The organism is Bacteroides sp. AF32-8BH, from assembly GCF_003435205.1.
Lineage (GTDB): Bacteria > Bacteroidota > Bacteroidia > Bacteroidales > Bacteroidaceae > Bacteroides > Bacteroides ovatus.
This window is the reverse complement of the sequence record NZ_QVLZ01000003.1, coordinates 98048-124223: the sequence shown is the minus strand read 5'-3', so window position 1 is coordinate 124223 and position 26176 is coordinate 98048. Positions and strand designations below refer to the sequence as shown.

At 45.8% G+C, this 26176-nt stretch carries 27 protein-coding genes; 24 read left to right on the top strand and 3 right to left on the bottom strand.

Annotation, left to right across the window (positions count from 1 at the left end; all coding sequences use genetic code 11):
* Together DWZ47_RS03285 and DWZ47_RS03280 are read right to left on the bottom strand one after the other, a co-directional pair.
* A complete protein-coding gene (locus DWZ47_RS03285; RefSeq protein WP_004308932.1) occupies nt 1-1539 on the bottom strand; it encodes a hypothetical protein in 1539 nt (512 codons plus the stop codon).
* Nucleotides 1539-2054 (bottom strand): DUF1804 family protein, encoded by a 516-nt coding sequence (locus tag DWZ47_RS03280; RefSeq protein WP_004303263.1) that lies wholly within the window; start codon nt 2052-2054, stop codon nt 1539-1541. Before DWZ47_RS03280 ends, DWZ47_RS03285 begins: the two co-directional genes overlap by 1 nt.
* Nucleotides 2055-2256: 202 nt before the next feature.
* Here DWZ47_RS03280 and DWZ47_RS03275 point away from each other — a divergent pair, with 202 nt between their 5' ends.
* From DWZ47_RS03275 to DWZ47_RS03160, 24 genes are all read left to right on the top strand, one after another.
* A complete protein-coding gene (locus tag DWZ47_RS03275; RefSeq protein WP_117512312.1) occupies nt 2257-3318 on the top strand; it encodes a Clp protease ClpP in 1062 nt (353 codons plus the stop codon).
* 26 nt (nt 3319-3344) lie between these two features.
* Complete coding sequence (locus tag DWZ47_RS03270; RefSeq protein ID WP_117512311.1) at nt 3345-4280, top strand: hypothetical protein; 936 nt, start codon at nt 3345-3347, stop codon at nt 4278-4280.
* Nucleotides 4281-4291: 11 nt separating this feature from the next.
* The gene (locus DWZ47_RS03265) at nt 4292-5515 is read left to right on the top strand and encodes a DUF2586 family protein (protein WP_004308936.1); all 1224 of its coding nucleotides are present in this window, start codon (nt 4292-4294) and stop codon (nt 5513-5515) included.
* A gap of 4 nt (nt 5516-5519) precedes the next feature.
* Nucleotides 5520-5960 carry a hypothetical protein gene (locus DWZ47_RS03260; protein ID WP_004308937.1) on the top strand — a complete coding sequence of 147 codons (441 nt, stop codon included), beginning with the start codon at nt 5520-5522 and terminating at the stop codon, nt 5958-5960.
* Between the two features lie 28 nt (nt 5961-5988).
* Nucleotides 5989-6369 carry a hypothetical protein gene (locus tag DWZ47_RS03255; protein ID WP_004303258.1) on the top strand — a complete coding sequence of 127 codons (381 nt, stop codon included), beginning with the start codon at nt 5989-5991 and terminating at the stop codon, nt 6367-6369.
* Nucleotides 6370-6582: 213 nt separating this feature from the next.
* Entirely contained in the window at nt 6583-8508 is a 1926-nt protein-coding gene (locus tag DWZ47_RS03250) for a phage tail tape measure protein (RefSeq protein WP_032855847.1), read from the top strand.
* 4 nt (nt 8509-8512) lie between these two features.
* The gene (locus DWZ47_RS03245; RefSeq protein ID WP_004308939.1) at nt 8513-9148 is read left to right on the top strand and encodes a DUF6046 domain-containing protein; all 636 of its coding nucleotides are present in this window, start codon (nt 8513-8515) and stop codon (nt 9146-9148) included.
* Complete coding sequence (locus DWZ47_RS03240) at nt 9145-10116, top strand: hypothetical protein (RefSeq protein WP_117512310.1); 972 nt, start codon at nt 9145-9147, stop codon at nt 10114-10116. Before DWZ47_RS03245 ends, DWZ47_RS03240 begins: the two co-directional genes overlap by 4 nt.
* Nucleotides 10113-10616, top strand: coding sequence for a hypothetical protein (locus DWZ47_RS03235; protein WP_004308941.1), 504 nt, complete (start codon nt 10113-10115; stop codon nt 10614-10616). Before DWZ47_RS03240 ends, DWZ47_RS03235 begins: the two co-directional genes overlap by 4 nt.
* A complete protein-coding gene (locus DWZ47_RS03230) occupies nt 10613-10912 on the top strand; it encodes a hypothetical protein (RefSeq protein ID WP_004303253.1) in 300 nt (99 codons plus the stop codon). Before DWZ47_RS03235 ends, DWZ47_RS03230 begins: the two co-directional genes overlap by 4 nt.
* Before the next feature lie 10 nt (nt 10913-10922).
* On the top strand, nt 10923-11222 hold the full coding sequence (locus tag DWZ47_RS03225; protein WP_004308942.1) for a hypothetical protein: 300 nt from the start codon (nt 10923-10925) through the stop codon (nt 11220-11222).
* A gap of 12 nt (nt 11223-11234) precedes the next feature.
* Nucleotides 11235-11483, top strand: coding sequence for a hypothetical protein (locus tag DWZ47_RS03220; RefSeq protein WP_032855848.1), 249 nt, complete (start codon nt 11235-11237; stop codon nt 11481-11483).
* Nucleotides 11476-11973 (top strand): N-acetylmuramoyl-L-alanine amidase, encoded by a 498-nt coding sequence (locus tag DWZ47_RS03215; protein WP_117512309.1) that lies wholly within the window; start codon nt 11476-11478, stop codon nt 11971-11973. The genes DWZ47_RS03220 and DWZ47_RS03215 overlap by 8 nt, the downstream gene beginning before the upstream one ends.
* Nucleotides 11973-12476, top strand: coding sequence for a hypothetical protein (locus DWZ47_RS03210; protein WP_117512308.1), 504 nt, complete (start codon nt 11973-11975; stop codon nt 12474-12476). Before DWZ47_RS03215 ends, DWZ47_RS03210 begins: the two co-directional genes overlap by 1 nt.
* On the top strand, nt 12473-12751 hold the full coding sequence (locus DWZ47_RS03205) for a LysM peptidoglycan-binding domain-containing protein (RefSeq protein WP_004303248.1): 279 nt from the start codon (nt 12473-12475) through the stop codon (nt 12749-12751). Before DWZ47_RS03210 ends, DWZ47_RS03205 begins: the two co-directional genes overlap by 4 nt.
* A complete protein-coding gene (locus DWZ47_RS03200; protein WP_117512307.1) occupies nt 12751-13599 on the top strand; it encodes a hypothetical protein in 849 nt (282 codons plus the stop codon). Before DWZ47_RS03205 ends, DWZ47_RS03200 begins: the two co-directional genes overlap by 1 nt.
* Entirely contained in the window at nt 13589-14077 is a 489-nt protein-coding gene (locus DWZ47_RS03195; protein WP_004308947.1) for a hypothetical protein, read from the top strand. The genes DWZ47_RS03200 and DWZ47_RS03195 overlap by 11 nt, the downstream gene beginning before the upstream one ends.
* Nucleotides 14070-14912: a hypothetical protein gene (locus DWZ47_RS03190; RefSeq protein WP_004308948.1), complete on the top strand. Its 843-nt coding sequence runs from the start codon at nt 14070-14072 to the stop codon at nt 14910-14912. The genes DWZ47_RS03195 and DWZ47_RS03190 overlap by 8 nt, the downstream gene beginning before the upstream one ends.
* Before the next feature lie 6 nt (nt 14913-14918).
* A complete protein-coding gene (locus tag DWZ47_RS03185; RefSeq protein ID WP_117512306.1) occupies nt 14919-21209 on the top strand; it encodes a hypothetical protein in 6291 nt (2096 codons plus the stop codon).
* A 1-nt stretch (nt 21210) separates the two neighbouring features.
* Nucleotides 21211-22002 carry a hypothetical protein gene (locus tag DWZ47_RS03180; RefSeq protein ID WP_004303243.1) on the top strand — a complete coding sequence of 264 codons (792 nt, stop codon included), beginning with the start codon at nt 21211-21213 and terminating at the stop codon, nt 22000-22002.
* Between the two features lie 21 nt (nt 22003-22023).
* Complete coding sequence (locus DWZ47_RS03175; RefSeq protein WP_117512305.1) at nt 22024-22836, top strand: DUF1566 domain-containing protein; 813 nt, start codon at nt 22024-22026, stop codon at nt 22834-22836.
* A 145-nt stretch (nt 22837-22981) separates the two neighbouring features.
* Entirely contained in the window at nt 22982-23362 is a 381-nt protein-coding gene (locus tag DWZ47_RS03170; protein WP_004308951.1) for a four helix bundle protein, read from the top strand.
* A gap of 14 nt (nt 23363-23376) precedes the next feature.
* Nucleotides 23377-24798, top strand: coding sequence for a reverse transcriptase (locus DWZ47_RS03165; protein WP_117512304.1), 1422 nt, complete (start codon nt 23377-23379; stop codon nt 24796-24798).
* Nucleotides 24764-25039, top strand: a complete 276-nt coding sequence (locus DWZ47_RS03160) for a hypothetical protein (RefSeq protein WP_032855849.1) — start codon at nt 24764-24766, stop codon at nt 25037-25039. Before DWZ47_RS03165 ends, DWZ47_RS03160 begins: the two co-directional genes overlap by 35 nt.
* A 330-nt stretch (nt 25040-25369) precedes the next feature.
* On the opposite strand, the gene DWZ47_RS03155 is transcribed toward DWZ47_RS03160, so the two are convergent.
* The gene (locus tag DWZ47_RS03155) at nt 25370-25840 is read right to left on the bottom strand and encodes an RNA polymerase sigma factor (RefSeq protein WP_117512303.1); all 471 of its coding nucleotides are present in this window, start codon (nt 25838-25840) and stop codon (nt 25370-25372) included.
* Between the last annotated feature and the right edge of the window lie 336 nt (nt 25841-26176).

Below are 26176 nucleotides of genomic sequence, written 5' to 3'. Positions count from 1 at the left end.
TTACCAAGTGTATTTACGTTTATATCTTCCCGCCTTCCACGGGCGTGTCGCGGGCTCGTCCTCTGACTGTGGAGGATCAGTATATATTTCAAGTTTCCTCACAGCCTGTTCGTCAGCGTCCGGGCTGTCATCATGTTCTGTCATGCCCGGTTCAACAGCATACAACTGTTTCAAGCCGACAGTAATGTCCGGGCTTGCTTTCAGTTCCTCGTTGACATGCATCCGGGAATTCTGATAATATGGATGCATGCTTATCATACGAAGTATCTTGTTCGTTGTTTTAGGCGTCTGTACCGGAACAAGGTTCAACTCTACACCTGTCTCCGTCTCGGCTTCCCCTATGATACGCTTGACTTCGTCGTTCCAGAATTGGGACTCGTACTGCCAAAAGCAGATAATGCCCTTTGCCCTGAATTCAGCCTGCTTCATGCACATCCATTGTACGCAGAGTTTCATCTTTGACTGCTTTACGAATCCGTCTATCAGCCAAAAATCATTTTTATGCCGTCCCCAAATCTTACATGCGTTAAAGTCACTCGTATCTGTCCCGGCATACGCAATGTCCCAATGTGCCACGATCGCATTCATTGTGTGAAGGTCAGGGAGCTTTCCCCACTTCACCATTTCGGGCTTGAATATTTTACCCTTGACAAGCGGTACGTGGTTATATTCCGCATGTGCCGCGAGAATACCCATGTCCTTTTCCTGTTGACGATAGAACTGGGGGGAATACATCGATTTCCACGCTGGTTCATACGTTACCGGATCATAAGCCTTCACCAGATGCCAGTCCCAGTCGGGATGCCGTTGTTTGAGAATCGTCTGTACCATCCGGGATGCAAAACGGTTGTTAGCACCTATCAGACGTCTGCGCTTTCCCGTCATGGTTGCCAGCACGTCCGCTTCGATCCAGTCCGCATAATCATCCTGCATCCGGTTGTTTTTGATGGTCTGCGGTGTCTCCAAGTCGTCAATTATCCACAGGTCAGGACGGTGTGCGCCTTTACGAAGCCCGCGAACCTTCTGCTTCGCACCGAACGCCTTGCAAATAAAGCCGTTCATCGTTACGAAGTTTCCCTTTTCCCAATATCCCGGATTATACTGCTCGCCAAAGTCGTGTTTCAAAAGTTCGTTTGCCTCGAATTCCGCACGTAAATCTTCCAGCAGGTCACAAGCGCGGTCAAATGTGTCGGAAACGATACACATATAATGTGTCTCGCCATTGATCCATAACCATAGGGGAATGATCACATCGTTCCATACCGATTTTGCAAGTCCGCGTCCCCATTCGGCATATCCTTTATAAATCGGATCGTTCATCACCTTGTTGGCATGCGCGATCTGAAAGTCCGCACAGTCTGCGGTCGCATAATGGGGAAGATAGGTTTCGACAAGATACTTGACATCCCGTTTCGCACGCTGTATGCGGTTCATCCGAACTGTCAGCGATTCGTCCGGATCAATCAGGTTGCCTGTGCACCGCGCACGTTTTAACTTCTCCTGATACTCCTTGAGGGCTTTGCTATCTTCGACTTTCATTATCCCAACATTTTTGCGGCTTCATAAAGGTGATTCTCCTGAAAGTCCAGTGTTTTAAAATAAAGGTCTGCATCGTACACCTTCATCGCATCAAATATCCGGCTCATGACATCAATGTAAATAGCGAGCGTAATCCGGTTCTTTTTGTCCACCTCTTTGAGCTGGTTCCCCCATTGCGCCACACTGTTGTCAAGCGTAGCCGCCTGTTTCCGTAGTTCGAGCACCTTGTCGCTGTCACCTTCCGCAATGGCTTCATCAATCATGCGCAGCAGCTCCAGTTTTTGGTCTGCAAGAATGTTGATAATCTGTTTCAGGTTATCACCCTGTTTTTGTGACGAAATAACAGATGCCTGACGCTCTTTTTTCCAAAGCGCATCATTCTCATTAATCCAGCTTGAAACAGACCTTTCCGACACGTTTATGCGCGTGGAAATCTCCTTGCACGTCATTCCTTCACGTACATAAAGGTCGTGCGCTTCCTTCTTCAATTTACGGTAGTACTCTTTACTTGGCATATCGCTTCCTTTCGTTTACTGGGGCAAAGGTCATATTTCATCATCACCTGTGGAAAATGGCTTTTCATGCTGGAACGTATTCTTTCCAAGTTGGAAAAAATACGTCCTTGTTAACACTGTTTTTTTTCCAACTTGAAAACGCTTTTTCCGTACCCGCCTTTCCTTTTCCAATTTTGCAGCATGAATTTTAAATATCGCGAAAATGAATCTGACTGCAACAGCGGAAAACGGACGTGCCCGGATCGAACTCAAAGGCACAATATCAAAATGGAGGGAAACGGAAGCTGAATTCACTTCCAAAGTTGAGGAACTGATCAAATCAGGGATCAAGGACGTGCACATCTATATCAACAGTCCGGGTGGTGAATGCTTCGAAGCCAACGAAATCGTGAACGTGATCAAGAAGTTTCCCGGCAAAATCACGGGTGAAGGCGGTGCGCTGGTAGCCAGTGCGGCAACCTACATCGCTATCAACTGCACATCGTTCTCCATGCCTGCCAACGGGCTTTTCATGATCCATCAGGTCAGCGGAGGGGCATGCGGGAAAGTCGCTGATATTGAATCGGCTCTGGAGGTCATGCGCAAACTGAATGAGCACTATCTGAATGCCTTCCTGTCAAAGTGCACGGACAAGAAGAAAATCCGGGACGCCTGGGAGAAGGGAGACTACTGGATGAGCGCGCAGGAAGCGAAGGAAAACGGCTTTGTGACGGAAGTTACAGGCAAGGCAAAAGTCGATAAGGCTACGGCACAAATGATTACCAACTGCGGCTACACAGGTGAAATTGAGATTACTGACTCTATTAATAACGAAAAATCAAAAAATGACATGGATTTAACAATGTTGACTACCCGCTTCGGAATGGACGCAAGTACCACGGAAGCACAATTCATTGCACAGGTAGACGTGTGGAAACGTAAGGCAGACCGCGTCGACATGCTCGAAAGACAGGAGGAGACACGCAAGGAACAGGAAATCGAAAACATCCTGAACAGTGCGATCAAGGAAAAAAGAATCACAGCCGACGTGCGTGATGACTGGAAAGCGAACCTGACCAGCAATTTCGATACGGCAAAGAAGCTGCTTGACGCCATCAAACCCGTGGAAATGCCGGAAGTTCATGCTCCCAGTCTGACGGATACCACAAACAAAAAGTTCGAAGACCTTCAAAACGATCCGGAGGCTTTGAAAAACCTCATGGAGAAAAATCCGGCTGAATACGAACGCCTTTTGAATGACTACGTAAAACGTAACGGAAAATAAAATACTAACCATTTAAAAAAAAGAATATGGCACAACCAGTAGACGGTCTTTATTTGAACAAGTACGTCGATCCCCAACTGTTGATCGAACGTCGCAATTACAGGGCGGACTTCATGCAAGTTTTAGGCTCTGTTCCTGCCGGAGCTTTGGCTGCGGATGGTGTACGCAGAAACAAACTGATTAACAATGTCGGCTTTCGCGTAAATAACACGGAAGATTTCGAGCCGAAGCAAATGACCGGAAAGAATTATATCGTACCGTGGGAAATCTACGATACGGAACCCAGTTCCTGTACGGATGACGAAATCCGTTATCTCGCTTTTGACAAGCGCGCTGCTATCCGTGTGAAGCACAATGAAGCCTTTCAAGTCGGTATCCGCAACCATGTGTTGCACAAACTGGCTCCGGAGGATGATTCAAACGAAGAAATGCCTGTTATCCGGACAACGGGTGAGAAAGATATTAACGGTCGTTTGAGACTGTCTTATAAGGATCTGGTCGATTTTGCAACGCTCGCAAAAACATGGAACCTTCCCGTTACCGATGCCTTGTACATAGTACTTTCCCCACTGCATATGGGTGATTTGTTACTGGATAAGGATGCGTCCAAGTACTTCTATGACCGTACTTTCTATCTTGATCCGGCAACCGGAAAACCGAAAGGTTTCATGGGTATCAAGTTTTTTGAGAATAACGACTGCCCGTTCTATAATGCGGAAACAGCAAAGAAGGTGGCGGAAGGCACAAAACCGTCTGCCGAAACTGATTTTCAGGCAAGCACTTTCTTCTATGCTCCGAATACGTATTACCACATCGAATCCGTAAAATCCCTGTATCGTCCGGAAACGACCGATACACGCAGCAAGAGTCCTACATCCGAATACCGTACCCAAACTTACGGTATTGTAGACCGTATCGAAGATTTTGGTGTTGGTGCAATTTTATCAGGTAAATCCGTATAACGAATTATTTTATGGGAAATTTTACAGGAGTAATCATCAACAAAGCAAATGGCGGGCTGGTACGGGATACCGATACCAGTGACCGCGTCATTCTGCTCGTGGTCGGTGGTTCGGAGATTGGAAAACTTGAATATTACAAGCCGGAAGCCCTGAACGATATCACCGATTTGGAAGCGTTGGGATGGGACGATACTATCGACCTTGAGAACAAGGAACTGGTGCATTACCATACCAGCGAAGTCTTCCGCCTGTCTCCGGAACGTTCACTGTATCTTATGCTGGTTCCGAAGTCTGAAAAGGTGTCAAGCCTGCTGACGAAGGAAAATTTCGTCAATGCGGTACGTACCATCAACGGAGTAAACACCATCGGTATCTGCTCACTGACTGCGGACGAAACAATCACCGTAGCCGTACAAGAGGCACAGAAGATGGTCAATAAATTCAGGGAAGACCACCTGTATATCGATGCGGTGATATTGGAAGGTGTCGGCAAGTATATCAATGCCGTTGCCGATGCTGTCGATCTCCGGACGCTGGATGCTGAAAACGTCTCTGTCGTGATTGCACAAGACCCGGCATGGGCGGCAAAGGACGAAGCATATCGGACACACGCTGCCGTGGGCAGCGCACTCGGAATGCTGTCTGTCCGCTATGTACATGAAAATATGGGCAGCGTTGATATTGAAAACCACCCACGGACGGCAAAAGGGACAAAGGACTATCCGTTGACTGACAAACTGAACGGGCTTTGGCTGGATGCAGCTTTGAGCAATGGCAAACCCTTCTCACAGTTGAGCGTATCCGACCAGAAAAAACTGACTGACAAAGGATATAACTTCGTCGGCAGCTTTCAAGGGTATGCCGGGTTCTTTTTCAGCAATTCATGTACTTGTACGGAAGCGGAGAGCGACTATGCATATATTGAATATAACGCTGTCTGGAACAAGGCGGCACGTATTATCCGCAATACCTTGTTACCGCGTGTGAGAAGTAAGGTAAAAGCTGATCCGTCCACCGGATATATCAGCAACACCACTATCAGTAGTTGGGACGCGCTTGTCAAATCCGCGCTGGAAAGCATGGTCAATTCGGAGGATATCGCGGACTTCGACATTTACATCAATCCAAAACAAATGGCTGTCAGTGACAAGCCTTTCAATATCAAGGTAAAACTTGTTGCAGACGGTATTGTCCATGAGTTTGAGATTGACTTGGGTTTCACAAATAAAATCTGAAAATATGGCATTGTTAGGAACATTAATCAACAAGTTCGGAAAAATAGCCGGATGGAACAGCGTCAAGGTTGTTATGCTCGGTCGTCAGATAGAGGGCATCACAGCCCTTTCCTACAAGGATAGCAAAGAGAAAGATAACATCTACGGTGCTGGAGAATTTCCTGTCGGTCGCGGTGAGGGGAATTACAAGGCTGAAGCGTCAATCACCCTTCTGAAAGAAGAGGTGAATGCCTTGCAGTTAGCTCTCGGTGCGGGAAAGCGTCTTACGGATATTGAACCGTTTGATATTCCGGTCATGTATGAGTATAAAGGACTTGTCATGAAAGACGTGATCCGGAACGTCGAATTTACGGACAATGGTGTCGACGTTAAACAGGGTGATAAAAGTATTGCCACACAATTCACCCTTCTTCCCAGCCATATCGACTGGAATGTGGCAATGTAGTTTAATAACCGTTTAAAAGACTTTTAAAATGGAAGTAGAAGAAAAGAAAATCAAGACAGGGAAACCTTACGAGGAACTGACAAAGGAGGAAAAAGCTTTGATAGTTGATTTTACAGAAGAAGAACATGCAGGAATGAAACTGAAATACGGGAAACGCCTGAAGCATGTCACCGTACAAGTGGACGAGGATGAACGCTACGACTACCTGATTGTCCGTCCGAATAAAAATATCCTGCTGGCTATGGCAAAGAAAAAGGATGATCTTGAAGAAGCAAATGACATCCTGATCCGGAACTGCGTGGCGGCAGGCAATATGGAGGCGTTGGAAGATTCCGCTGTCTATACTTCAGTCCTGACCGCCATCGGACAACTGATCGCCGGACAGGCGGCTTTTATCAGCAAAGCATAGAGGAATATTCATCAGCGTTCGGTCTTGTCGAGGGAATAGATGCCATCCTGAAAAAAGTATATGGCTTTGACATCCCGGACAAACTGGACGAAGATGAATGGCTTCGGCTCTATGCCGAATACCGCATGTTGCGGAAAACGGAGCTGGAAGAAATTGAAATAGTAATGCACAACGCATTCGCTAAAGTTGTAAACCGATTATTCTCAAAAGACAATGCAAGTGACTCAATGGATATTGGAACTGGTTGACAGGATCACGTCTCCGCTACATGCAGCAACCGATGCAGCCGAGGAAGCTACACGGGTGATTGATGACACGGAAGAAGTGGTTGAACGTCTTGGGGAGACATCGGGAAAAGCAGCCGGAAAACTGGAAGGGTTGGGAAAAGGAATGTTCTTTCTCAACCAGCTGAAAGAAGGTGTCGACAATATCCGTGATTCCTTTAATGATGCCATCGAACCGGGTATCCGGTTTGAAACCGCTGTTGCCGAAATGTCCGGTATCACCAACATGGAGGGGAAGGAACTGGACGTTCTCGCCACCAAAGCCCGTAATACGGCAAAAGCGTTCGGTACCGATGCGGCAGACGCTATGGTCGTTTATAAGGACTTGCTTTCAAAGATTACTCCGGAACTGAAAAAAGCACCGGACGCGCTTGAAATCATGTCGAACAATGTAATGACACTTAGCAAGACGATGTCAAATGATGTTCCCGGAGCATCAGCCGCCATGTCCACCGCAATGAACCAATACAAGGTTTCCCTTGATGATCCGATGAAAGCCGCACAAACAATGACGGATTATATGAACATCATGGCGGCAGGAACTGTCGAAGGTTCTGCCGAAATCAAGGAGGTTGCGGAAGCATTGAAACAAACGGGTAGTGTTGCAAAAACATTCGGGGTTGAATTTGCCGAAACAAACTCCCTGATCCAGTTGCTTGACAAATCTGGGAAAAAGGGTTCTGAAGGCGGTATCGCTTTGCGTAACACGATAGTCAAATTACAGGCTCCGACTACGGACGCGATCAAACAACTGAAAGCTGCAGGGGTCAATATAAAAACGATGCAAGACCAGTCCCTTTCACTGACCGACCGACTGCGTGCCCTGACTCCGGTCATGCATAACGCCACAATCATGTCCGCGTTGTTCGGAAGTGAGAACCTTGCTTCAACGATGGCTTTGATTGAGGGTGTAGACCAAATTGACACATGGACGGAAGCGATACAGGGTTCTACTTCTGCGGTCGACATTGCAAATAAACAAATGGATACTTATGCCGAAAAGCAGAAACGTATGCAAGCGTTTATCGACGACCTGAAGATCAGTTTCTTTGAATTTGTAGAACCTGTCGCCCCTGCCATTGAAGTTGTAGGAATCTTTGTAGGCGCGCTTGTCACGCTTGGAACTGTCGCATGGTCTGTTTCGCAGATCATGTCACTTGGAATAACAAAGATTGCCGGGTTTTGGATTGCGTCGATGGCTAAGATGGCATTGTCTACAATCATTAATAGTCGGCTAATTTCCGTCGCTATCATGGGCATCCCTGTCATCGGCTGGATTATTGCAATCATAACGGCTGTCATCGCTTTCGTGGCTTTCCTTTATAATAAGTTTGAAGGAGTCCGTGTGTTCCTGTTCGGATTGTGGGAAGTCCTTAAAACTGGCTTTCTTTCCTTTTTCAAGACGATTCATACCATCCAAATGGGAATCATTGAAATCCTGAATCCGGTTAACTGGTTCAGGGATGACTGGAGCATCAACGACGTATTTGAACGGGTAAAGAAAGAAGTGTTTGACAACGCTGTGGCAGTCGGTCGGGCATGGGAAGAAGGCAAGGAAAAAGGACGTGAAAGCTGGCGGAACAAAGACAAAGTCCCCGGACTTGACAAGTTCCAACTGGACACCGCACCAGCGGCAGTCAACAAACCGACCGCTGTAACCGCAACCGGAGGAACTTCCGGGAAAGATGTGGGACTTGGCGGAAAAGGCGGAAGCAGCGTAAGGAATATCACTATGAATGTGACATTCAATAATCATTTCAGGGTTGCGGCAGGTGCGGACATGCGCGATGTTGCGGATAAGGTCAAACGGGAAATTTTAGCGGTGATAACCGATACAGTACCAGCAATAGGATAAAGTTATGACAGGAAATACAGCGTTAAATATTGGTGCATTGTTCACGGAAGTTTTCGGAATCTCATCCCCGATTTATCTTCCGTGGGGAAGAACCCTGCAGGATTATGATCCGGGGAAATACACTGGGGTGACAACCATCCCGGATGCCGAAGCCGAAGCGTACAGTTGGATGGGGACTCCGGTCATCGGGACGTTTACCCTTGACGGTAACAAGCAATACAGCACCTATAATCCGGACGGGTCACGCGGCACGATGAATATGGCTAGCTTTCCGATGCCGTATGCAACAATCGTGGACTTTTCGCGTCCGATGAACTGTTCCAAGACGAAAGTTCTGGGCATTCACGGGACTATAAAGGAAGTCTACGGGCTTGATGACTGGAAAATCAATATCCGGGGATTCTGCATAGCGGACAAAAGCCGGGAAGGTTACAAGACGGTAGCCGAACAGGTGAACGCGCTCTGCAAGTTCCGCAAAGTGACGGAAGCAATCGGAGTAACGGGAAGCATCTTTAATAACAAGGAAATTTATTCCATCATTATTGATAACATTTCGTTCAACCCGATTCAGGGAAACAGCAGCGTAGTCCCGTTTACGATAGAGGCAACGAGTGACAACCCTTATGAACTGACACTATGAGTTATATGATGTGCAGCCGGATCACATTCCCGGCAAACATGAAACGCGGGGAACTGGTCATTTATACGGTTTCATCGGTTCACATTGAAAGTTCATGGAAGATGCTGACGGACTCTGCGGAAATAGTCCTTCCGAGACGTATCAGATACTTTGCGGGAAAAGACCTGAAGGAACTGCTGTCTGCCGGGGATCAAGTGAAGATTGAGCTCGGATATGATTCCGACCTGTACACGGAATTTGAAGGTTATATATCGCTGATCGGCTGGGGTGTTCCCGTGACGATCCGGTGCGAAGACGAAATGTATAACCTGAAAAGAAAAACAGTGTCCTATTCCGCAAAGAATGTCACACTGAAGAAACTGCTTGCAGACGTCGCCAAAGGCTATGAGATAAAAACCAACTATGACGCAGAACTGGGTGCGGTGCGGTATTCGTCCAAGACAGTCGCGGAAATTCTGAACGACATCCGGAAGAAAACAAACCTTCACTGCTATTTCATCGGCAAAGTCCTGTATTGCGGAAATGTGTATTCCGAAAAGGTCGATACCGAAAAGGTAAAGATCGTACTGGAAAGAAACGCTGTCAGCCAGGACTTGAACGAAACCAACGGTGAATTTCAGGTCAAGGTAGTCAGCATCGGTGCTGGCGGCAAGAAACTGGAAGCAAAAGCCGGAACGGAAGGAAGCGAGGTTTATAACCTTACTTACAATGAAAAAGGAAAAACCATCAAGGTTGAGGACTTGAAGAAGTTTGCAGAGGACTTTTATGAAAGCCTTAAAAAACAGAAGTACCGCGGGGGTGTCGAACTGTTCGGAATACCTGTCGTCCGTCATGGTATGACGGTTGACCTGAAAAGTGAAATAACACCGGAAATGAACGGATACTATTACGTTGAGAAAGTGACAAAGGATTTCAGTGACGATGCTACATACAGGCAAAAATTAGAGTTGGGAGGACGCGCGGAATGACAACGGACGAACAGTTACGTGATGCGCTTGAAAAATGGCGCGAAGGGGCTAGACAGGCACAACTGCGCTGGGTAACGGTTGACACGGTTGATAAGGACAACGGGACAATGGACGTGACCGGAGTCATTGACCGGCTTGAATATTATGACGTCCAGTTGGGAATGGGGGCATTATGCATCTATCCGAAACCGGGAACGACTTGTCTGGTCGGAATTGTCGAGGGACAGGAGACTGACGCCTTCCTGATTTCCGCAAATGAAGTGGACGAAATAGTGCTGAATGGCGGGACGTTGGGCGGACTGGTAAAAGTCGGGGAGCTGACGGAACGGCTGAACCTGATTGAAAAGGACATCAATTCACTGAAACAGAAATTGTCCGGCTGGACGCCCGTACCGAACGACGGGGGATCGGCTTTGAAAACGGCATTGTCTTCCTACACTTCGGAATCACTAAAAGAGACGCAGGTCAGGGACATTGAAAACGAAAGGGTGAAGCAATGAAAGGACTATTACTTGACAAGGACGGTGACATCCGGATTGTTCCCCATACGGGAAAAGACGGGCTAACCGGATTCGTGGTCGGTGACACGCTGATTCAGAATGCGGCAACCGTGCTGGAACTGAATCAGGGAGAGTTGAAAGAAGACCCGGTGCTGGGCGCGAACCTGATCCGGTATATACGTTCAAAGGCTGATAAAACAGCCATTGAGAAACAAATGAAAATCCACCTGAAACGCGCGGGCATTGACTATTCGGAGCTGGTGGACAAAATAAATATTGAAATTACTAACGATTAAAATTAAGAAAATGAAAGCAAGTAACGATTTGATTAAAAAGTTCGGAGTAGACAAAATCATTCACGGACTGATTGGAATGCTTATTCTAGCCGTGTGCGTGATAGCATCTGTTTTCCTGTTTGGTGTGAATTTCTTTAGCGTACTGGGCGGTATGATTTTGGGAACTGTTTCCGCATGGCTGGCTGGAAAATGGAAAGAATCGAAAGACGATGTACCGGACGCAGCAGACATCCGGGCAACGGTACGCGGGGCATTGTTGGCGGATGTAGTCATATTACTGGTATGGATAGTCTTCCGCCTGATTCTATAACCCGTATGTATCATGAAAAGGCTACACGTACAGTTATGGATCGCAGTTTTCCTGTCCGTATCCGGAATGATCCTGCTGTTTTGCGGGTTTTGGGTAGTTCCCACCGGGCAGATTGACAATTCCGTTTTAGTCGCTTATGGCGAAGTCTCAACATTCGCGGGCGCACTCTTCGGAGTTGATTACAGGTATAAATGCAAGTATAAGAAATACATTGAAAGAGAAGACGAAACAGAAAATAAGGAGGAAAATAAAGATGAATAAACCTACATACATTATCATTCATTGTTCTGCAACACGCGAGGACAAAGATTTCACAGAGAAGCAAATCAATGATTCACACGTAACCCGTGGCTTTGGAAAATGGGGATACCATTACTATATCCGGAAAGATGGACGTGTGATCCCCATGCGGGCGGAGAACGAAATCGGAGCACATGATAACTTTATTGTTCCCGGTATGAAAACCAGTTATAACCGATGTTCAATCGGTATCTGCTATGAAGGGGGACTGGATAAAAACGGCAAGGCAAAGGATACCCGGACGGACGCACAGAAGAAATCCATGCGCGAGCTCGTTCAGGACATCTGTCATCGCCACGACATTATTGATATCCTCGGACATCGCGATACCAGTCCGGACAAGAACGGGAACGGCATTGTCGAAAAATGCGAGTGGATGAAAGAATGTCCCTGCTTCGACGTAAAGAGTGAATTTACCTCATTTTTACCACCTGTAATCGTTCGACCGTAATGAAAAAGATACTCGTTTTTTTACTCGTAATCGTGCTGCTGTCCGTCTGTTCCTGCCGATCGTCCAAAACGGACACGACCATCCATCAGGATAACACGGAACAGAAGCAGACGGAACAGGAAGAAGTTTCTAAAGATAAAGCACAGGTCGACGTAAACAAGAACGTTGAGCGAATTATCGAGATGATGCAGCAAATGGAATTCAACTGGCAGAAGACGAACTATTCGCCACCGGATAGCACAGGGAAACAATACCCGACCTCTACGGAAACAGCGACAGGAACGTCAACCAAGCAGGAGAAAGAAACATATAACGAACAGTTACAGGTGCAAATACAAGAAATTCAGGAAACCCTGCTGACATTGAAGGAACAACTGGAGAAACAGGAGAAGAATGATACAAAGATCGTTGAAAAGGTCGCGTACATTCCTCCGTGGGCAAAAGCCGTAATAGCAGCCTTTTTTATTGCATTTGTATTTTTTATTTATAAAAATGTAAGATGAAAACAGTAGTACAAGCCGGACAAACCCTGCTGGATATAGCCGTGCAGGAATATGGTACAATTGAAGCGGTATTTATGCTTGCAAAGGCAAACGATATGAGCATAACAGACTCCCTTCAAGCTGGACAGCAAATCGAAATACCGGAGAAGGTGTATAACAGTGAACTGGCTGATTACTGCCGGAGGAACTCCGTTTGCCCGGCTACTTCTGAAACCGCGTCGAATGCAATACGATTGAGAATTTTCACTGAACAATTTACCGAACAATTTAAGTAATGGCTAGAACAATCGCAGAAATAAAGAAAGAAATGACGGATGCCTATATATCTAACAGCATTATCCGGGACATATATGGTATCACAGGTGATGCCGACTTTGATTCGGTGTTTTCTCCCGTGTCAATAGAAAGCACCCTGTTCTACATTTTTGCGGCAACAGCGCACGTCATAGAGCAAATGTTTGACCAGTTCAAGACGGACGTAGAGGAACGGATTGACGCTAATATCATACCGACGGTGCGCTGGTATCATAGCAGTGCGCTGGCTTTTCAGTATGGTGATCCGCTGGTCTATGATCCGGAAAAATACCAGTTCCGGTATTCCGCTATCGACGAAGCCAAACAGCTTGTCAAGTATGTGGCGGTCAAAGATCGCGGGGGAAGTATTCAGATACTCGTGTCCGGAGACGAAGGCGGGCTTCCATGTCCTTTGACCGGGGACGTTCTAACGGCATTTAAAAGCTATATGAATTCAATCAAGATTGCCGGAGTGATTCTCTCCATCCAGTCAATGAAAGCGGATGATATCCGTATTAACGCCACCATAGAAGTCGACCCGATGGTTATCAATGCTTCCGGTATCCGCCTGACGGATGGCAGCAAGCCAGTACTTGCCGCCATCAACGATTATCTGAAAGGCATCGAGTATGGCGGTAAATTCAATAAGACAAAACTTGTTGACGCGATACAGAAGGTTGAAGGAGTACTGGATATCGAACTTGGAGAATGTGCCGCAAAAGCGGCATCCGCTACGGAATATAACGTAATTAAAAATAATAACTATACGGCTGTAGCCGGATGCTTTATTCTGAACAGCCTTGAAACCTCCCTGACCTATGTGGTATAATTTTGACATTATCAAATACGCGCAGTATGTGCTTCGTCCGTCATTAAGGAAAAGGAAGATATTTGCAATCATATCCATCTTCCTTCTCCCTTTAATCTTCATTTATACCCTGTTTAAAAGTTACCGTAAACAGGCTATCAACAAGCTGAACATAAACGGTCAGGTGATATATATCGAAAAAGTGCTGAACGACAGGTTTTTCCTGAAAAACAGGGAAATATACATCACCGATATTGCGGGAGAAGAGTCGTACCTGTACCACCGCAGGGAAGAGCAAATCCCGTCCTACCTGTATAAACGGGGTGAAGGAGTGGGAAAGAAACACATCCGGCAACGCGGTGAAGGGAACTATTCGGGAAATTACGTGGTGAACATACCGTCGTTCCTGTCAGCGTATGAGGGTGAGATTAAGAATTTGATAGACTATTATAAACCAGCCGGACGAACCTACGTCCTTAAAATATACGAATATGAATAAACTGTTATTTAAAGAAGGCGGGCAGCCGTTTTATCTGGATGATCTGGAATTTATGCAAGAATCCACGGCAGACGCATTGAAAGCTATTTGTTCCGGGATGAAACTGGGAGAGAAACATATTCTGTTAAGCGATCCGGTCAGCACGGAAATTCTTGGTTCCAATACAGTATATACCATTGTCGGAAATGGATATATCGTGATAGATGATGAAGTTTATCCGATAAAACCGGATGTACTCACTGTGCCTACATCACAGCCAGTATACTGGGTGGTTGTTCAGGAAAAGTTTCAGAATGAAACATTTGCGGACAATTCTGAAGCGCAAGTATATGAGCGCAGGTATGTAAAACTGTCAACAACATATACAAAGTCAGATATGTATGCAGATAGAAATGATGTAGTAACATTCAGGGATAAAATATTGGCTATTGTCACAGATTATTTGGATAAGACCATAATAGAAAAGGACATGAAAGCCCGGTTATCCCTAAGTGAAGTCGTTTCCGGAAAAGCGGAAATCATATACCGGGCAAAACAGACGGGCAATGAAACGATTTATTTTAATATCTTGGCTGCTACCAATACAGGAACTTCCATGATAGCTCCTGAAGTGAACGGCAAGCGGAGATTATGTACATTTGATTCGACTGTAAAAAATATTTCCGGAGTATTCAATTTATCGATGTCGTATGCAGATTCATGGGATAATCCGCAATCAATGATTGTCCAACTCACATTCGATAACGGCAACTGTTATATAGCTTCAGCAGATGGCAGTCCACTTGCCCAAATGCCTGCAAGTACTATTTTAATCGAGGATACATTAAAGATTTAACTGATAATGGCAACAATATACGAATTAAAAAGACGGGCACAGGAACTTTCCGCGAAGAAAGACTCCCTATCCATATCACCTGATGAGGTGGGCGGCTTGATTGATGAAACGCTAGATGTCATCAACGAAGCGGAGAAAAACCAGATCGGGTTGGGGATTCGTAACACATACACCACCGTCGCGGAGATGAACGCGGACAGTACTTCCCCGGTCGGTTCTGACGAAAAGCCGTTGAAATTCGGTCAGATCGTGACGGTGTATGACGAGAATACCCCCGATGCAGTCGACAATGGTAACATCTACGCCTTTCAAAATCCGGGCTGGAAACTTGTCTCAACAACGGGTAACCTTTCTGTATATGCAAAAAAAGAAGATGTAGAAACGGCAAAGAATACGGCTGATGCTGCACAAAAGAAAGCCAACGAAGCCGCAGAATCCGCTAAAAAAGCGAATGAAAATATCGGAAAGCTGTCTGATAATATCGGCACGGAATCGGAAAGCGAAGACGGGACAGTATGGGGTAAACTTAAAAGCCTTTCTGACGATGCCGACAGCACATCACAGGACGTGTCTTCATTAATGGTAGATTTCGTACATCACTCAACAGAACGCTTCGACGAAATAGTAACAGACTCTTCCATTGTGTTGGAGCAGTCCAATGCGCCTACTGAAGACGGTAAAATTGTATTTCTCGCCAGTCTGGGTAAATTTGCCTATTTCGTAGATAACAAATATTATCCAAGTTGGAAAGGTGTTGATGCCTATATGAATACCGACCACACACACCCGCACGAGAATAAAATATACCTGTTCGGGAACAAGACCTACATCTACTTTGCCGGGGCTTTGCTTTCTGCCGACTCCGACGCGATGCAGTTAGCCGCGTCTGCGGACTTGGCTGCAAAAGCGGCAAAGAAATCGGCTGAAGACGCACAGGCTACCGCGTCTTCAGCATTGTCGCTGGCTAACAAAGCCCTGTCCGTTATCAATGTCAACGAAATCTGTGGCGGCTCTGTCTATTCCTTGTCCGCAGCCATTGCCGCAATTACGGAAAGGGAGAATGCGGATAATGTCACTTATCGCAAACCGGGTATCGTATTGACTTATAAAATTGCTGAAGGTGAATGGGAATCCAAACAGTTTGCCGGATCATCCCTTGAAGGCTTTGCCACAGAAGCGAACTGGACGGACTTCGGTGGTGCTGGTGGCGACATGACGGGCAAAGGCGCAGTGCTACTGATCGATGAAATTGCACCATTATCAAACGGATACTATATTCTTCAAACGGCTATCAATGCCCTGACAGCTTACGAGACAGCAAATGAAACGGAATGCATCAAACCCGGTGTGGTTATCATCTACCGCACCGGAAAGGAAACATTCGAGTCCAAACAGTTGTGCGCGTCCCGTGCCGATTATAATGACTTGGCGGCATGGAACGACTTCGGTTCTGCCGCTGGGGGAACAGTCGAAACCGATTCCGAAATCATCAAGGACAGCGTGAACCCGGTAGCAGGTGGTGCGGTCTATGATGCCATGCCCGTCGACGTGGATGGCGAACAGGCGGAAGACGGAACGGTGCGTGTGTACATGAAGAACGCGGAAGGGTTTCCGCTGGGCGACGGTTTCACCTTTGCAGTCGGAACTGGTGGCGGTGGGGACGTTGCCGGGACAATCGTGTATATCTATCCGCAAAAGACCTCCCTGTATGCCGCACTCGGAACTGACGACCTGACAATCAGGCTTGCAATCCTGTCACGTACCGGATCGGGTGAAATGGTTTCATACAACAATATCGAAACCCTGCAACTGAAAGACAAGTCAACGGGGGAAACGCTTGAAACGTTCAACGTGAACCGGGAAAGCTCCGCATCCGATAAGGACTACTCTTTCACCATTCCGGTAAAAAGCTATTTCAGTGAAGCGATGAACCGCAAGTTCGTGGTCGTCGCCACCGATGACGGGGGAAACACCGCACAGAAGACAATCAGCGTCACGGCTGTAAACCTGAAACTTTCCCGTGTATGGGCTTTGTACAAAACATTGCAGGAAGGTTCGGGACTTGTCACCATGACGGACGTGTTCAAACTGTCCTCCGCCAATAAATCCACCGTTACGGCACATATTAAAGTGGGTGAAGAATGGAAGCTGATCTCACAAACCAGCGTGGCTTCCACACGCTCACAGGACTTGCAAATCAACGTTTCGTCTTTGGAATTGACACACGGTGCATATACTGTCAGAATCGTCGCACAGGACGTGGAATCGGGCGTATGGTCGAACTACCAGTTCTTTGACGTAATGATCGTCAACCCGTCCAGCCTTATGCCCGTTGTTTCACTGGCGCATTCGGAAGAAACGGAAACGGCATGGTCGGTCAGGAAGTATGCAAACCTGAACATCGAAGTGGCATGCTATGATCCCAGCCATGTCGCTACCGATGCCCATGTCGAAATACACAAGGTCGCAAAAGTTACCAATACCTCTACCGGGGACAATAATGAAACCGACACAGTACTGACTACCGTATCAGTAGGACGTAACAGCACATTCAATCTGTCCACCCGTGTCGACGGTTTTACGATTGCAGACAACATTCGGAATACGTTGGGTATTTACGGCAAATGCGGAGCCGGAGAAAGCAATACGATCGAGTACTCCGTTAACAGTTCCGTCATAGACATCAACGGTGATTCCGGCTATATGATCTATTTTAATCCGGCAGACAAGGACAATTCGGATCAGGACAAATCATGGCTGTACGGACTTTATGAAATGAAGCAGACCGGGTTTAACTATTCCACGAATGCCTTTGTCGCTGACAAGACCGAAGGAAAAGCGTTCAAGGTTTCGGATGATGCCACCGCATTGTGTACTTATCGTCCCTATAACCGTACCAATATTGAGCAGACCGGATCGACTACCATCATCAAGATAAAAACGCAGAACGCTGCCGATCCTGACGCGAACGTCGTGTCATGCTGGGACGAAGCAAACCAAATCGGGTGGCGTATCACTTCAAAATGCGTGTACTTCAAAGCACTCGGAACTGAACTGATTGAACGTTATTTCAAGCCGGGCGACATCTACGAGTTTGCCTTTGTCATTGAAAAGGCAAATGCGGAAGAGGACGGCAAAGGCTATATCAAGCTATATTGTGACGGTGACCTGATTGGCGCATCCAAATATACGGCAGGACAAAGCGCGATCAAACAGTCCGAACAAATCAGCTTCTCCGGAACAGCCGGGGAACTATACATGTACCGCTTGCTCTCTTGGGAAAAGGAAATGGCGGACGAACAGATCAATGACGAGTTTGTAATCGGCAAGTCCGATACGGACGAAATGATCGCTTTGAACAAAAAGAACGATATCCTGACCGACAATAAAATCGACCTGAACAAAGCACTTGAAATGTGTGACTGTCTGGTGGAAATGCCGCACGGGGATTATAAACTTGAAACGCTTGACAACGTAACGGACACGTCCACCAAGATATATACAGACCTGTACCTGTTCTGCAAGGACAAAGGTATGAGCCTTATTATCGAGAACGTGGAAACGACCAATCAGGGTACGACATCCGCCTTCTATCCGACCTATAAGAACAGGAAATACAAGCTGAAAAAGGCAACTATCCGCGCAATGTATCCGGAACTGGCTCCGCAGGCTTTGCTTGATGCGATTGCAAACAGGAAAATCATCCTGCGTGGCGAGACTATCCCATTCGACAAGGTCTGTCTGAAGGTTAATTATGCATCACCTGACAAGGTGAACACCCCGATTTCCCGTATCAATAACGATATGCAGAAGGCTTTGGGCGAGGAATACATGACTCCGGCACAGAACGCGTATTACGCGGATGAAAACAACACGCTGGACTTGCGTACCTCTATCGATGGTAACAGCGTACTTGTCTTCAAATCGGATACCGGAAATATCAATGACGCCTATTTCTGGTGTCGTGGTGACTGGAACATCGACAAGGGAAACCCACCGACCTTCGGTTTCAAGGACGTTCCCGGTTATAATGCCGACTGTTTGAGTTATGGCGACTTCACCGATCTTCCGGATGTGACGGAATCCTATTTCATGTCTCATACTGGCGACTACGATCAGGATACGATCTACATGCTTTCCAAATCGACGGACGCTTCGTACAAGTTTATGGAATATGTTGACGGGGCATGGAAGAACACTACCGGGACAATCTCTTTCAACGGCAAGAAAACTGTCGTTACCGGACGTGTCCTGAACCCGGTTGAATGCGTTGAAATGCTCGATTATGAAGGCATGTGCATCTTCGATGACATAGACAACTTCATGACCATGCAGTCGACGCACAGCAAGTGGGTGAAAGGCTTGTACGGTGCGGAACTGTCAACGGAAAGCCTTGTCCCGAAATGGACGATGTTCTTTGAATTCCGTACACCGGATGATGATGACATGAGCCTTGCTTACGCGCTTGGAAAGAAGACACCGTACCGCTGGAAACAGTTCTGCGAATGGGTGTATTCATGCAATCCGAAGAACCGAATGGCAGGCGGCAAAATCAGCATCAACGGGGTACAGGTTAGCGACACGATTGAAAACCGATACCGGAAGCTGGTTGAGGAAATGGACAAGTATTGCAGCGTGGCTTCTTTCCGCGCGTACTTGGTCCGTATCCTGTATCATTCAGGCGTCGACCAGTTATCGAAAAACAGCATGTGGGCTTTGTACCTCTGCCCGGACGGTATTTACCGTTGGTACATGAACCACGATTATGATTCTGACAGTACGAACGGAAAGAATAATTCCGGTATCTTCAAACTTCCGTATAACGTGATGCTTGACAGCGTCATGGAGGGGGAAAACGTATTTGCCGGACGTATGAGCGTCGTTTGGCAAGGCATGTGGCGTTATGATCAGGTCGGACTTGCAGCGACCGCGGAGAAAATCCGCACATCGCGCCTTCCGGGTGGCGAGTCCGCTTTCTCCTACGAAGCCGTTCTGCGTGAATCGGAAGAAAAAGACCACCTCTTGATCCCTGCGATCGTCGCCTGCCGTGATTCCGTGGCGAAGTATATCACCAATCCGGGCGGTCAGGCGTTCAACGTGATCTCCGGTATGGGTATCCCTTACCGCCATTACTATGTGTCTGCCCGCTATGACTTCCTTGACGCTTATTTCGGTGTCAGCACGATCCTAAAGGCGGATAATATGTGCATGTTCCGCGCCATCGGTGAGAACATCAATATCGAAGTGACTGCAAGTGAGCAATGGAAATTGTGGGCGGGCTTCAATACGCCAGCCGCACAACAGGGGGCATGGGCGGAAGAAGACGGTTCAAAGGTGACATTCCATTTCGACGGTTCAAACTCATCGAGCGCGATCTATATTATCGGTGCATCAAAGATCAAGTCTTTGGGTGATTTGAGTACTGTCAATATCGACGGTACGCAGGCAAAGGACTTCACTACGCTGATCCGCGTCGAGGAACTGGTGTTCGGCAGTAAGCGCGAAGGATATGCCAACAATAGCGTCACAGACCTTCCGCTCGGTGAAAAACCGTATATGAGACTCCTGAACGTCGAGAACTTCAAAAAGCTGGTATCTCTTGACCTGACCGGAGCAACTCGCCTTTTGCGTCTGCTGGCATACGGCAGTTCCTTGCAGATCGTCAACTTTGTCGGTGGCTGTCCGGTTCAATATGCGGAATTGCCGACCACCATGACACAGTTCAAGTTGATGAACCTCGATAAGTTGAGCTATAAAGGGCTGAATGCGGACACAGGCATCGTTGTTGAATCCATGCCGAACATCACCACACTGCGCGTGGAAAACTGCCCGCTTATTGACGTTGTAAAGATGATCCGCGATATAATCGATTCGCAGGAAGGTAATGTCGTATTCCGCCATATCCGTATTACCAACCGTGATTTCATCGGGAACGGTTCGGAAGTGCTGGAAATCCTGCAGCTCGGTATCGGGGGACTGGATGAAAACGGTAATCAGGTAGAGAAGCCCGTACTTACCGGGAACTATCTGCTGGATGAAGTTATCGAGAACTCGGATATAGAAGCGATCCGGAACGGCTTCGAAGGTCTGACCGTCAGCACTATAATCGACGCTTATATCAAGATCATTGACTGGTTCAATAACGAGTCCTACGGTGGCGAGCCTTATTATGAGGAAGTGACCCTTGACAATGTGGGTGAAATCATAGACTATTATAATGGTGAAACCTATGAAGAATATCTTCAACGGTTTGCGGAAGAAAATATGGATATTAACGATATAGTAAACAGCAAATAACATGAGTACAAAAGAACAGAGCGCAACCCTGCTGCGCCTCAATAAACAGGAACAGGTAAAAGCCCTGCAGGCGGTAGGCTTTGCCGACATTACGGAGAACTCGCGTGCCAGCGAGTTCCCGAACCGGATAAAGTGGGCTGCCGGATTGCTGGACATGCGGGTGGCATGTAACCGGATTTCCGATAATTCCAAATGGTATTTTACCCGTGAAGAATGGAACTCATTGACCCCTGCCAACAAGTTGAAGTTTATCCGTCGTGGTTTGTGTATCCGGGCGCATTCGCAGTCCTTTGTCATCGCTGCACAAGAATGTTATGCAGGGGACTTGTCCTCCAGTTTCTATTGGGGCGGTCTTGGTAAAACGATCGACGGGCTTTCCGCAAAGATGCTGGGCAAAATGTACACCTGCTTCACCGGGAAAGAGGATACACACCTGATCCTTGATGCCCTGAAAGGAACAAACTCGAACGGTGTGGAAGGCGCACCCGCTGCGGAAGCTGCCGTAGCCTATAAAGCCTTCACGCTTGATGGCGACGGTCTGGAAGATGATACAGAATGGTTCTTGCCTTCTTCCGGACAGATGATGATCATGTATCGATACCGTGACCAAATCAATGAAATGCTGCGTGCATTTTGGAGCAGTGACAGCATGCTGTTGACGGACAAATACTATTGGACGAGCACGTACTATGATACGACAAATGCATGGACGTGTAATTTGAATACCGGACACATGACCGTACAGAATAAAAATACAAGCCTGTTGCATGTAAGGGCAACGGCAGAAGATTAACCCATTAAAAACAGTGTATTTATGACAGACAAGAATAATGAAAGCGCACTGCTTTTGCGTATGAATAAAGAAGAACAGGTATCTGTTTTGCAGGAGATCGGTTTCACCAGCGTGAACGAAAATACGCCTGCCAGTGATATTGCAAAATATATCAGATGGGCTGGCGGGCTGCTTGACCTGTCCTTTGCCACAATCCGGATCGAAGACGGTGTCAACGTGTTCTTTACTGCTGAAGAATGGAATTCCCTTAGTGCAAATAACCGTTCAAAATACTTGCGTATAGGTGTCCGTATCCGTGCGGATCGTCGCCAGTTCGTCATAGCGAAAAGCGACTGCACTGACGATATAGGCGGACGTACTTTCAAATGGGGGGCATACGGTACGGACATTCGTGGCGTTAAGAATTACGGAAACGGTAATCAAGGGCTTTATGAAACGGCAGACGGAAAGCAAAATACTGATGCTATCATAGAAGCCACCGCAGGAGTTAAGGATAATTCCGGTGTTGTCGGTGCACCAGCCGCGGAAGCAGCAAAGAGCTATAAGGCTTGTACGCTTGAGCTGGACGGACTTGAAGACAAAACCGAGTGGTATCTTCCCAGCGAAGGAGAACTGATCATCATCGCCAAATATAAGACCGAAATCAACGAGTTGCTGTCCTCTGTATCAGGTAATCAAAATATAATTACAACCGACTGGTATTGGAGCAGCACCGAATACGACGCCTCGAGCGCGTGGTACGTGTACATGCACAACGGCCACGTGTACACGGGCAGCAGGGCTAGCGCAGGCAGGGTTCGTCCCGTTTCCGCAATAGATTCTTTGTCTCTTTAACTCTTTATCTCTTAGATAGTTACGTTTAATTAGCCCCGGTAGGGGCTTTTTAAGTTTTAAAATTTTGAAAAAATGAGTGTTAATTGTTTGACAATCATTAACTTTGCGGAGCAAAAGAAAAATTTAAAAAATATCAAAAATTAACATGGGAAAAGCAGAAGACAGACCAGTCTATCAGTGTATGTATCGGTTATTAATGTTGATACTCGATGCAAGAGACAAGTTTCCGAAGAATTACAGGTACGAATTCGGTACGGAACTTATGATGTCCGCCCTTCGCTGTTGTGAGTTGATCCGTTATGCAAATTCAAGCCTTCCGCGTCGCGTGGAATACCTGAACGAATTCCTTGTTAAGTTTGATACATTGAAACTCTTATTAAGGGTATGTCGAGACCGGAAACTGATCAATATTCAGACGACAGCAGACATCATTGAGATGATTACGTCGATTGAAAAGCAAATTATAGGGTGGCGTAATTTCACCGCTTCCCAGGAAAAGACAGCTTCCGTAAAGCCAGAGCCATAATCTTCACGGAGTTTATGGGAGAGCAATCTAATTTATCTATTGGGCATTCCCCCGGTGATGAACCGGGAAAGACTAAGACAGTGAATGCTGAATCCTCGAACGCGTGGTACGTGAACATGAACAACGGCAACGTGAACACGAACAACAAGACTAACGCAGGCAGGGTTCGTCCCGTTTCCGCAACAGATAAACCGATCTATGACATACCCTTATCTTCCATCGTGCATGCATTTGACGTCTGTTGCAAGAATAAACGCAATACAGATGACTGCATAGAGTTTTCGTTTGAATATGACACGGATTTGGTTGCCGTGTGGGATGCTATCAGATACGGTCGCTACGAACCTGATTATTCAAAATGCTTCATACGGAAAAAGCCCGTTCTTCGTGAAATTTTTGCTTCCGCTTATGTTGATCGTGTAATACAACATTGGGCGGATCTGCGCCTTGATCCTATTTTGGAAGAACGTTTTCAGGCACAGGGAAATGTTTCAAAAAATTGCCGTATTGGCGAAGGAGCACTTTCGGCTGTTACCTATCTGAATGGGATGATCATGGAAGTTAGTGAAAATTATACGAAAGACGCATACATTTTCAAGGGTGATTTCAAAAGCTTCTTTATGTCAATGTCCAAATCCCTGTTATGGGAAATGATCGACCTGTTTATCCGGGATAACTATAAAGGCGACGATATAGAATGTTTATTATATATATTGCGCACTGTTATCTTTCACCAGCCACAGCATAAATGTTATAGGAAATCACCGTTGCATTTATGGGATGAGTTACCTCATGATAAAAGTTTGTTTCATGCTGATCCGGATCATGGTTTTGCCCCCGGCAGTCTTCATGCGCAGAAATTCGCAAATTTTATCGGCTCTTGTTTTGATTACTATGTTTCCGAAATACTGGGAATCAAGTATTATGTGCGTTTTGTGGATGATTTCGCCTTTGTAATGCGTAATAAAGAAGATATTCTAAATACTGTTCCTTTGCTTGACAGTTACCTGCAAGAACAGTTGCTTCTTAAATTACATCCTAAGAAAATATATATACAGCATTATTCTAAGGGAGTTTTGTTTGTAGGGGCATTCATTTTACCCGGTCGGATTTATATTTCAAACCGTGTTGTCGGTAATTTATACGATGTAATCAACAAATATAATAAAATAGCGGAGGAAGGCTTTGCGGAAGCACACGCGGACAAATTTGTTGCCACCCTGAATTCCTACTATGGATTAATGAGGCATTTCAATACGTACAATCTAAGACGGAAAGTGGCGAAACGTATTAATCCTGCATGGTGGATATATTTTTATGTTCAGGGACATTGGGAGGTTTTTGTGTTGAAGAACGAATATAATTTTAAGAAACAATTAAAAAAACAAATAAGAAAAGGCTATGCGAAAAAATATCTTACCCCGGAAATTGGCTAAGCCGATCGAACAATTATCCGATGGAACATGGATAATACGATATGCAATTCAATCTATTGACAGAACCGATAACGAAGGAAACGAACTGGTGACATATGCCAGTTCCATATTCCTTGAAAAACCAACGTTGGAAATGATAAAGAAAAGTATTCATAGATATGCAATGAGCGTTCTTGATGATGAAGATGTTCTTCCGCTTGTTGCTAATCCTGATTTATCAGTTTACATGATCATAGATTAAAATTAAAGCCTGTTTAAACGATGATTAAACAGGCTTTAATTTTGCACCAAAAATCACATTTTGTTTTATGTTAATATGTGTTTTAATGACACATTTTGTTTTTCGGTCGGGAATTTTTTGATTTGGCGATTGTAAACTCACCCAATAGCATTAAACTCGGATATATTACAAATATAAGTTTTTTTTGTATATCCACATAGAATATACTTCCATAATTCATTCTATTGCTATAAATTTACAAATATAAAGACCCTCAAATTTTGTAATTCAGAACACTTTGCAGGTTATTATGAGCATATATAAGTTACCATTTTGAAACCTTACTCATTATTATCCTATTTCTTGAAGTATAAGCTTCCTGCCAGAAGAAATACGACTTCTTACAGTTCCAACAGGAATGTTCAGGATTTCACTTATCTCATCATAAGAATATCCACTAGCATAATACATCACACTATCAATACAACGGGATTTTTTAGCACACCGTTGTATTGTGGAAACCAAATCATCAAACAGTATTGAATGAGCTGTACAGTTAGAAATGGCACTTCCGTCTACCATATCAAGCCCTGTAAAATGTATAAGGGAATTTCTATTGTATCTTATTATATAAGTATTCCTCATTATAATAAGGCACCACGGTTGAAGTGGTTTAGAACAATCAAATTTATCACGATTCACAAGTAGCTTATAAACTGTATCACCGGCTAAGTCTTCAGCATCTTGCATGGAACAGCAGAATTTTCTTGCCACCTTTAATATCCAAGGATATATTTCTGATAATTCCTTTTCAAAGTCCATTGTCAGCCCTCCTTATTAGGTGTATCTTCGGTTCGCCATTAATGCACCTTTCCACGTATTCCCGGTGCATGATACTTTGCTCGTGCATTTCCTTAGCAGAACGCTCGATTGAACTAATAAGAGTGCCTATATCGGGGGGCAATAAGGCAATCATTTTTTTTACCTCGGACACTTCTGCTGTTATCCGATTTCACTTCGTCTCTAATGTACGTAATTCTGACAATAAAACATTGTATAAATGCCTATTTATACAATGGATGCTGTTTTTTCTATTCATAAAAAAGTCGTTTGTGATTCTAAAGGAGATGTACAAACGACTGTATGAAATAATTCGCT

Bases quoted from the DNA above. Each gene is read 5' to 3' on its own strand.
- DWZ47_RS03230 (WP_004303253.1), top strand. From the start codon at position 10,613: ATGAAAGGACTATTACTTGACAAGGACGGTGACATCCGGATTGTTCCC.
- DWZ47_RS03275 (WP_117512312.1), top strand. From the start codon at position 2,257: ATGAATCTGACTGCAACAGCGGAAAACGGACGTGCCCGGATCGAACTC.
- DWZ47_RS03255 (WP_004303258.1), top strand. From the start codon at position 5,989: ATGGAAGTAGAAGAAAAGAAAATCAAGACAGGGAAACCTTACGAGGAA.
- DWZ47_RS03210 (WP_117512308.1), top strand. From the start codon at position 11,973: ATGAAAAAGATACTCGTTTTTTTACTCGTAATCGTGCTGCTGTCCGTC.
- DWZ47_RS03225 (WP_004308942.1), top strand. From the start codon at position 10,923: ATGAAAGCAAGTAACGATTTGATTAAAAAGTTCGGAGTAGACAAAATC.
- DWZ47_RS03220 (WP_032855848.1), top strand. From the start codon at position 11,235: ATGAAAAGGCTACACGTACAGTTATGGATCGCAGTTTTCCTGTCCGTA.
- DWZ47_RS03240 (WP_117512310.1), top strand. From the start codon at position 9,145: ATGAGTTATATGATGTGCAGCCGGATCACATTCCCGGCAAACATGAAA.
- DWZ47_RS03170 (WP_004308951.1), top strand. From the start codon at position 22,982: ATGGGAAAAGCAGAAGACAGACCAGTCTATCAGTGTATGTATCGGTTA.
- DWZ47_RS03250 (WP_032855847.1), top strand. From the start codon at position 6,583: ATGCAAGTGACTCAATGGATATTGGAACTGGTTGACAGGATCACGTCT.
- DWZ47_RS03185 (WP_117512306.1), top strand. From the start codon at position 14,919: ATGGCAACAATATACGAATTAAAAAGACGGGCACAGGAACTTTCCGCG.
- DWZ47_RS03260 (WP_004308937.1), top strand. From the start codon at position 5,520: ATGGCATTGTTAGGAACATTAATCAACAAGTTCGGAAAAATAGCCGGA.
- DWZ47_RS03280 (WP_004303263.1), bottom strand. From the start codon at position 2,054: ATGCCAAGTAAAGAGTACTACCGTAAATTGAAGAAGGAAGCGCACGAC.
- DWZ47_RS03215 (WP_117512309.1), top strand. From the start codon at position 11,476: ATGAATAAACCTACATACATTATCATTCATTGTTCTGCAACACGCGAG.
- DWZ47_RS03205 (WP_004303248.1), top strand. From the start codon at position 12,473: ATGAAAACAGTAGTACAAGCCGGACAAACCCTGCTGGATATAGCCGTG.
- DWZ47_RS03200 (WP_117512307.1), top strand. From the start codon at position 12,751: ATGGCTAGAACAATCGCAGAAATAAAGAAAGAAATGACGGATGCCTAT.
- DWZ47_RS03285 (WP_004308932.1), bottom strand. From the start codon at position 1,539: ATGAAAGTCGAAGATAGCAAAGCCCTCAAGGAGTATCAGGAGAAGTTA.
- DWZ47_RS03235 (WP_004308941.1), top strand. From the start codon at position 10,113: ATGACAACGGACGAACAGTTACGTGATGCGCTTGAAAAATGGCGCGAA.
- DWZ47_RS03165 (WP_117512304.1), top strand. From the start codon at position 23,377: ATGGGAGAGCAATCTAATTTATCTATTGGGCATTCCCCCGGTGATGAA.
- DWZ47_RS03265 (WP_004308936.1), top strand. From the start codon at position 4,292: ATGGGAAATTTTACAGGAGTAATCATCAACAAAGCAAATGGCGGGCTG.
- DWZ47_RS03180 (WP_004303243.1), top strand. From the start codon at position 21,211: ATGAGTACAAAAGAACAGAGCGCAACCCTGCTGCGCCTCAATAAACAG.
- DWZ47_RS03190 (WP_004308948.1), top strand. From the start codon at position 14,070: ATGAATAAACTGTTATTTAAAGAAGGCGGGCAGCCGTTTTATCTGGAT.
- DWZ47_RS03195 (WP_004308947.1), top strand. From the start codon at position 13,589: ATGTGGTATAATTTTGACATTATCAAATACGCGCAGTATGTGCTTCGT.
- DWZ47_RS03245 (WP_004308939.1), top strand. From the start codon at position 8,513: ATGACAGGAAATACAGCGTTAAATATTGGTGCATTGTTCACGGAAGTT.
- DWZ47_RS03270 (WP_117512311.1), top strand. From the start codon at position 3,345: ATGGCACAACCAGTAGACGGTCTTTATTTGAACAAGTACGTCGATCCC.
- DWZ47_RS03175 (WP_117512305.1), top strand. From the start codon at position 22,024: ATGACAGACAAGAATAATGAAAGCGCACTGCTTTTGCGTATGAATAAA.
- DWZ47_RS03160 (WP_032855849.1), top strand. From the start codon at position 24,764: ATGCGAAAAAATATCTTACCCCGGAAATTGGCTAAGCCGATCGAACAA.
- DWZ47_RS03155 (WP_117512303.1), bottom strand. From the start codon at position 25,840: ATGGACTTTGAAAAGGAATTATCAGAAATATATCCTTGGATATTAAAG.